Source organism: Pseudothioclava nitratireducens (genome assembly GCF_029210495.1).
Taxonomy (GTDB): Bacteria; Pseudomonadota; Alphaproteobacteria; order Rhodobacterales; family Rhodobacteraceae; genus Pseudothioclava; species Pseudothioclava nitratireducens.
The window spans coordinates 321,632-329,378 of sequence record NZ_JARGDK010000003.1; the positions used below are offsets into that span (position 1 = coordinate 321,632).

Sequence of the window (7,747 nt, forward strand, 5' to 3'; positions counted from 1 at the left end):
TCAGAGTTCGCGCAGGTCCTTGTTGTAGCGGCGCAGGAAGATCAGCCCAAGCAGACCCGCCCCGGCGGCGATCGAGAACACGTAGCTCGGCGATACATAGGTCGCGTCATAGCTGTAATAGAACCCGGCCCGCATTTCGGCGGTGATATGCATCAGCGGGTTCCACAGCAGGTAATCGCCATAGGGTTGCGGGATGTTCTCGTAAATGAAGATCACCCCCGAGATCAGAAAGGCGGGGCGCATGATGATCGACCATGCGCGCTGCCAGATCTGGTAGCGCGAGATCAGCAGGCAGTTCATGATCCCGATCCCCGCCCCCAGCGAAATCGCCATCGCATAGGCGGTGAAGATCCGGTCGAACTTGAGCACGGTGCGCGTTTCAAAAACCGTGACGATCAGCGTGAACAGGATGATGCCCACCAGAAGCTGGGTCACCGTGGCAAGGATCAATCGCGCGAGGATCGTGTCGATGAAAGTCACCCGAGGATAGGCCAGCAGCGCGCGCGCGTTATTGATCGACTGCGAGACGTTATTGGCGATGATCTGAAACATGAAGAACGGCAAAAGACCGCTTGCGTAGAAGATCGGGAAGTTCGTGCCAAGCGGCGGAGTGCGAAAGCCCAGCGAGAACACAGCCGTCAGCAGCGCGATCCCCAGCACCGGCTCGAGGATCATCCACGCATAGCCCCCCGGCGAGCGGCCATAGGTCGTCGACATCTCCCGCAGGATCAGCGCCATGATCACTCGTAACGAGGCAAAGCGCAGCGGCGCGCGGACGCGGCGCAGCTTGCGGTTTCCGGTGGTGTTCGGATTCAGGCTCACGGGCGCACCTCAGGAATGCTCCATGTTGAACATATGAACCTCGATCGCCTCTTCGACATCGTCGAAATAGGTCAGCTTGCCACCCTCGAGAACTGCGCCCGCGCTGCACATCTCGCGCACCTGTCCCAGCGAGTGGCTCACGAACAGCGCCCCCGCGCGCTCCAGCCGCTCATAGAACACCTCGCGGCTCTTCTTCTTGAAGCGCGCGTCACCCACAGCGGTGATCTCGTCGATCAGGTAGGTGTCGAAGCGCAGCCCCATCGACACGCCGAACGCGAGGCGCGATTTCATCCCTGACGAATAGGACCGCAGCGGCATGTGGAAATGCCCGCCCAACTCCGCGAACTCTGCGACGAACGCCATCAGCTCATCGGAATCGACGCCATAGATGCGCGCGATGAAGCGGGTGTTCTGCGCGCCGGTCATGTCCTTGTGGAACGATCCCGCAAAGCCCACCGGAAAGGAAATCTCTCCATCCGACAGGATCATCCCCGAGGTCGGATCGACCGACCCGGCGATCATCCGCAAGAGCGTGGACTTGCCCGCGCCGTTGCGCCCGAGGATCGCGATCGAGGTCCTGGAGGGAAACACGATATTGAGATTGTCCGCGACAACCTTCTTCCGGTTTCCCATCCAGTAGACCTTGTTCAGATCGCGGAGCTCGATCATGGCGGCGGCTCAGCGGCGATCTTTGAGGGCGTAATAGGTCAGAACGGCCATGCCCCAGAACAGGAACGAGAACAGCGCGATCAGGCCGATCGTCATCGGGCGATCCGGCTTGGTCGACGTTTCCGCGCGGGTCGGATGGACATGCGCGGCCAGATAGCGGGTCTTGCGCCGCGCCTCCGCCGAAGCCGCGTCATAAGCCGTCAGCGCCGCGACATAGGCCTGCTCGGCAAAATCCTGATCCACCGCCAGCTCCTCGTAGCGCCCCACCAGCTCGGCAAAGACCTGGCCATCGCCACCCAGCCCGTCCACCGGCCCGTCAAGGCCCAGCTTGTCGCGTTCGGCCTGAATCTGCTTGCGGATCACCTCCACGCGCAGTTCGACCTGCACCACGCGCGGGTCGTTTGCGCGGGTGGTCTGGCGCAGCGTGTCGAGGTCGATCAGGGTGCTGGCAAGCTGCATCTGAAGCGAGGACAGCAGGCCCATCTGGCTCTGGATGCTGGCGCTGGGATCGACGATCTGCGTCTCATTGCGGAACCGGGTCAGCGCGGCGCGGGCCTGTTTCAGCCGCCGCACCGCATCCGTCAGCTCGTCGCGGGCATAGCTGATCGAGTCCTCGCGCGCGATGGCGGACAGCTCGTTCACCAACGCCGCGCTTTCATCGTAGATCGCCTGCGCGATGCGCTGCGCATCCTCGGGGGTAAAGGCCTGCACCTCAAGGTCGATAAGCCCGGTCCCGGAGTCGTTATAGACCTTCACCATACGCTGCCAGTACTCGACCAGATCCTCGATCGTGCCGGGCGGGTCATACGCATAGATAAAGTCGATATTCGGATTGCCCTTCGCCCAAAGCTGGCGAAGGCCCAGCTTGGCATCGAGCCGCGCGACAAGTTCCTGGCTCTGGATGAACTTGTAGATGATATCGGTATCGGCCGAACTCGACCCCGAGAACTCCGCGATCCCGCCCAGAAGTTCCACGGCCGAGCCGCTCTCTTCCTTGCGCACCGAAAATCCGACGAGCGAGACATAACGATCCGCGGCCATGGCATAGAGATAGAAGGATGAGATCACGACGGGCGCGACGCAGAGCAGGAAGAAGCTCGCGATCACCCCAAGGTGACGCGCCCGCAGATGCGCGCGAGACGGCATCTTGCGCCGGGCCACCGCCCCCGCGGTTTCACGCGCCGCGCGTTTCATCTGCGACATGAGCGACCCGATATCCGAGCCGGGCTTTTGTGCCGCCGCCTTGCGTTGCTGATTTGGACCCGCCCCGGCCCGTGCCGGGCCCCGGTTCACACCATCCTGCGCCGCGCCCTTCGGGCCATTGTTTTCACTGCTCACTGAGTTTGACCATTCGATTGCGCCAAGATGGTTCTCAATACATATATACGGCATGAATTTCCAGAGCCGGAGCGCCCCGTGGCCCAGCCGCCCCTGACCATCCTGATGTGCACCTATCAGGGTGTGGACCATCTTCCGGCGCAGTTGCGGTCGTTTCTCGATCAGAGCCATCGTAACTGGCGCCTGTTCGTGTCGGATGATGGATCGAGCGATGGCACGCGCGAGATGCTTGCCACATGGGGGGCGCGCAATCCCGATGCCGAATTGCGGCTTGTCGATGGTCCGGGCGCAGGCCAAAGCGCTGCGAATTTTCTGAGCCTTCTCGCCCGCACCACGCCCGAGGATGGCTATTTGGCCTTCGCCGATCAGGATGACGTCTGGTTGCCGCAAAAGCTTGAACGCGCCTGCGCGAAGATTGCGGCCTTGCCCGATCCCGAGGCCCCGGCGGTCTATTCCAGCCGCAGCCTGCACCTTCTGCCCGGACGCGCGCGTCCCGTTCCGTCACGGCGTTTTGGTCGTCCGCCCGCCTTTGGAAATGCGCTCGTCCAGAACATCCTTAGCGGTCATGCGCTGGTGATGAACCCGGCGGCGGCGTGTATCCTTCGTGCCTCGGTGCCCGCGGCGCTTTCGGCGCGCGTGCCGTATCACGATTGGTGGTTCTATCAGATTGCGACGGGGGCGGGCATGCAGGTCGTGATCGACGATGAACCGATGCTGCTCTATCGCCAGCATGACGCGAATGAGCTGGGCGGCAATCGGGGCTTCGGCTCGGGTCTTGCGCGGATCGGAATGCTTTGGAGCGAACGGTTCGCAGGCTGGATCGACCGCAACCTCGAAGGCTTGGCGGCCTGTGACGATCTGCTCAACCCGGAAGCGCGAGAAATGCGGGACGCGTTCGCAGCCTGGCGGCGCTCGGGGCGCAACCGGCTTTTGCGCGGCCCGCATGCGCTTGGGCTGTATCGTCAGTCCCGCGGCGCCGGTGTCGCGCTGGAACTGATGGGACGCCTTGGTCGGATCTAGAAACCAAGCTTCGCCATGAACTCCGCGTCGCGCTCGGCAAAGGCTTCGAGCCGCGCGATATTGGCGTCACTCTCGATCCGCTCGATCAGAAGCGGCCAGCGCTTCTTGTCGGTCGGAGCCGACCCGGCATTGACGAATTTCCGGGTGACGCTGATCGGCTTGCCGGTCACCCGTTCGATATCGACCTCCAGCGGCGCGAGGTTCTCGACCGAGTAAATCGCATCGAGCGAGCGGGCATGCCGCAGTGCCCGGCGCATCACAACCTCGGGTTCCAGCTTCTCGCGCTGCACCCATCCACGCATCCGCTTGGTGGCGAAGTAGCTGCAATAGAAATTGTCGTAATGGTCGTGGATGAACTTCTGCCAGTTTGGCGGACCGTTGAAGAAATAGTCATCCGCCGATTGCCGCAGGATCGTCCGCTTGCCGGTATTGGTGGGCTGCTCAAGCTCTTTGGGGCCAAGCGCCTGCGCCTCTTTCAGCAGGTAAAGGTAGAAAGACGCAATCCTCTCGCGCGGGTCACGCAGCACCGAAAACACGAAGCGATCCTCGGGGACGTCATCGAGCGCGATCCAGTCGATATGGCCAGAATACAGCGCAAAACCAGACGGAAACTGGGTTTGCGGCGTGGCCTGTGTGTGCACCCGGATGGGCGAGACGTTTTTCTCGCCAACGATCCGGGCGAGTTCGGAGTGGACGGTCTGCCCGGCGGTTTTCGGAATGTGCAGAAAGACGAGTGTCGTCATTTCGCGCTGTCCCGCAGGTCGAAAACATCGGCTTTGAACTCGGGCTCGTCCTTCATCTCGTTGACGCCCTGAATGAATTTCGTGGGCGTCGCAGGATCGAGATGCTGAAGCTGCCACGGCGCGAACCGCCACCAGCGGCTGCGCAGCATCGGCGAGATCAGCGTCGGCGGCACCCGGAATTTCTTGATGACCGCCGGGTTGCCCGCGACCACCGCATAGGGCGGAACGTCTTTGGTAACAACGGCATGGGCCGCAACCACGGCCCCGTCGCCAATCGTCACCCCCGCTCCGATCAGCGCACCATGCCCGATCCAGACATCGTTCCCGATTGTCGTGATCTTGGCCCTCGTCGCCGGGCGCGAGGTGTTGAACTTGAAGTTCTGATATTGGTCAGAGCCTGCGAAATCCCCTTTGGCCTCAATCGCGCGCGCGCCGGTGTAGAACATCGGGCTGGTCGAGATCCAATCCATCGGATGGTTCTGCCGCCCGATCTGCACGTTCTCGCCAAACGAGCAATAGCGCCCGATCCGCGCCGCGAAACAATAGCCCGAGACCTGATAGGAAAACGCCCCCAACGCGATCGAGTGCTGAATCTCTGTCCACTTCAGGCTGCACGGCGCCTCAAGGACTGTGTTCTTGGGCAGGTTCAGCGTGTTCGAAGGGCGATTGAGCACCTCGATCCCTTTGCTGCGCAAGGTCGAAAGGCTCACCGGAATAGTACTCATACTGTCGGCTCCTGGGTCGTCGTATCGCCCCGCAGGGCGTCAATAATGGTTTGGGCCAGATCGGCCTCGGGGTCAAATGGCAGGGCGATGCCGTTAGGGGCGGCACGCAACGTATCGCCCTGCGCGCCCAGATCGAAGCCATAGACCGGCAGGCCCGTCGCAAGCGCCTCATGGGTCGTGTAGGAGAAGGTCTCGGGCCAGATCGAAGGGATCAGCAAGTCGGTGACCTGATAGCGGGCAAGCAGGCTCGGCAGGTCCTCGATCTTGTAGCTGCCATGGACCGGCGCGCTGGATGCCAGCGCATAGGCCGGGTCGATATTGCCGATCAACACCAGCCGCAGATCGCTCGCCCGACCCAGTTTTTGCGCCATGTCGCGCAGAACGGCGGCGCCTTTCTGCTGACCGATATTGCCCAGCGCGGCGATCGTGCGGGTATCGTGTTTCAGCGGGCGGATCTTTGGCACATGCGCAAGAATACGATGCGGGCGCACCCGCAGCTTGGGCGCGACGCCCGGATAGCTTGCAAGCACCTGACGGTAACTATCTTCGGAAAAAACGGTCAGATGCGCGGCACGGGTCAGCAACTTGCCCCATTCGGCTTGCCATTCCGCCAGCGTGTGATGACGACCGCCCTTGGCGCGCGCCATATGGGCGGAGTCCGGGTTCTTGGCGGTGAGCGGGCCGCGATAGACCCCATCGGCATCGAGCAAGGTGTAGGAGGGCGAGAGCGGGTAGAAATCGTGGAACAGCACCTCGATCGGGTAATCCCCGGCCTCGGCGATCTCGATGAGCCGCGCCGGGAGCGAGATCGGGTCGGGATAGCCCACGCCGCAGGAATAGATCAGCCGGGCGTCATCCAAGGGGCGCAGCACGGCTAGAACCTCGTCGAAATCGTTCGTCTGTGCGGCGATCTTTCCGTTCGTCAGGTGCAATTCGACCTGCCAGTCCTCATGCCCGCCCACGCGCAGCACGATACTCGGCAGATCATGCGCCTTGAGGTTCTGCGCAATCTCGCGTTCGAGCCAGTGATCCGCGCCGCCGCCCATGGCATGCGCAAGGTAGATCGGCACCTGCCCCTTGGTCGCAGCCCAGGCCATCGCCAGGAGAAACCGCGCATTCCACGCCGGATCGTTCTGGATGAAGGACTGAACCTCGAGGTCGTAGCCGGGGTAGCGCTTTTCGACGATCTGGTTGTTCTGCGCGACGAGCCGCAGTTTTTCGGCAGAGCCAAAGCTTTCGCCGCCGCGATGCTCGACAAAGAGATTGGCGATCCCGAGATGCCGCCCGCCGATCTGACGCGCGCGCTGGCACCAATCGACCTCTTCACCGTAGCCACGCCCGAAAACCGTGTCGAAACTAGGCAGTTTCGCAAGAAACTCGCCACCCATCGCCATGCAGAAGCCGACCCCCGTCGGGGCTTCGAAGGTGGTGCGGGCGGGGTCGATCTGCTGTGCGAGCGTGTCGATCCGGTCGGCGGCGCCAGCGCTCAGAACGCGGCGTTCGCAAATCCGGGGGGCGGTGAAAATCTCGGCGTCGTTCGACATTGGCGTGACGGTGGCCACGCTTGCGTCCGACACCATCGGCGCAAGCAACCGCGAGGCCCAGCCCGCAGGCACAAAAGCGTCCGAGTTCAACAGAACCACCGGCCCGCCATGCTCCAGCGCCATCTCAAAACCGCGATTGACCGAGCGGATAAACCCCAGGTTCTGTGGGTTTTCGAGCAGCGTGATCTCATGCCCCGCCGCCCTTTCCCGCGCGACCCAATCGGCCAGCCATGGGCGCACCTCCGGATCGGTCGAGCAATCCTCGATCACGATCAGCCGCCACGGCAGATCGGTGTTGTCCCGAACCCGCTGCAAGACCTCGGGCAAAAGATCGAAGGCGTTATAGACCGGCAGGATGATCGACAGGGTTTTGCTGCGATCAACGGTCCAAAGCTGTTTGACCCTCAAGCCATCTTTTGCGGCTTTGATATTGAGGTTGAGGCCATCCTTTATCTTCGAGCGATAAAACGGATCTTTGGTTGCTAGCCATTTGGCAGCCGCCGGCGCTACGCCTAAAAGCCGAATCAGGAAAGCCAAACGACACCGAAGCAATTTCAGTTGAAAGCCCCTTATGGGCAGAGGTGAGAGTATTTCCTCCCCCCCAGCCTTAATCCCGATCCCTGGGAAGCGTCGCGCAAAAAGGTCCTCAATGCCGACAGGCACCGTCAAATCAAATCCAACTGCGGGGTCGATTCCCAACGCCAAATGGACATCTTCACGTCGAATATGCGGCCTAGTTTTATCGATACTGCCGGACTGGAACAGTGCGACTTCATCCGCAAGCGCCCAACCGCTCACCCTGATCCGCCGGTAGCGTCCGTCAAGGTGGTGTAATTTCCCAGATGGCCTGAGGTCATGATCAGGCGGCTTTCGTGGTTATGCTGAG

7 protein-coding genes are annotated in these 7,747 nt (G+C 61.9%); 1 reads left to right on the forward strand and 6 read right to left on the reverse strand.

The genetic code is table 11. The annotated features are described in order from the left end of the window. The 3 genes from P0X85_RS05595 to P0X85_RS05605 are packed head-to-tail and all read right to left on the reverse strand — an operon-like array spanning window position 1 to window position 2,829. Complete coding sequence (locus tag P0X85_RS05595) at window positions 1-822, reverse strand: ABC transporter permease (RefSeq protein WP_275809759.1); 822 nt, start codon at window positions 820-822, stop codon at window positions 1-3. A gap of 9 nt (window positions 823-831) precedes the next feature. Further along, window positions 832-1,491, reverse strand: a complete 660-nt coding sequence (locus P0X85_RS05600) for an ABC transporter ATP-binding protein (RefSeq protein WP_275809763.1) — start codon at window positions 1,489-1,491, stop codon at window positions 832-834. Window positions 1,492-1,500: 9 nt separating this feature from the next. Next, a complete protein-coding gene (locus P0X85_RS05605) occupies window positions 1,501-2,829 on the reverse strand; it encodes a KpsE/RkpR family capsule polysaccharide export protein (protein WP_275809766.1) in 1,329 nt (442 codons plus the stop codon). Window positions 2,830-2,907: 78 nt separating this feature from the next. On the opposite strand from P0X85_RS05605, the gene P0X85_RS05610 reads away from it, so the two are divergent. After that, window positions 2,908-3,849 (forward strand): glycosyltransferase, encoded by a 942-nt coding sequence (locus P0X85_RS05610; protein WP_275809769.1) that lies wholly within the window; start codon window positions 2,908-2,910, stop codon window positions 3,847-3,849. Here P0X85_RS05610 and P0X85_RS05615 read toward each other — a convergent pair. From P0X85_RS05615 to P0X85_RS05625, 3 genes are read right to left on the reverse strand one after another with little or no spacing between them, the layout of a single operon-like run. Continuing rightward, window positions 3,846-4,592, reverse strand: coding sequence for a sulfotransferase family 2 domain-containing protein (locus P0X85_RS05615; RefSeq protein WP_275809772.1), 747 nt, complete (start codon window positions 4,590-4,592; stop codon window positions 3,846-3,848). The genes P0X85_RS05610 and P0X85_RS05615 overlap by 4 nt on opposite strands. Further along, a complete protein-coding gene (locus P0X85_RS05620; RefSeq protein ID WP_275809775.1) occupies window positions 4,589-5,317 on the reverse strand; it encodes a CatB-related O-acetyltransferase in 729 nt (242 codons plus the stop codon). Before P0X85_RS05620 ends, P0X85_RS05615 begins: the two co-directional genes overlap by 4 nt. Beyond that, on the reverse strand, window positions 5,314-7,269 hold the full coding sequence (locus P0X85_RS05625) for a glycosyltransferase (protein ID WP_275809778.1): 1,956 nt from the start codon (window positions 7,267-7,269) through the stop codon (window positions 5,314-5,316). Before P0X85_RS05625 ends, P0X85_RS05620 begins: the two co-directional genes overlap by 4 nt. Between the last annotated feature and the right edge of the window lie 478 nt (window positions 7,270-7,747).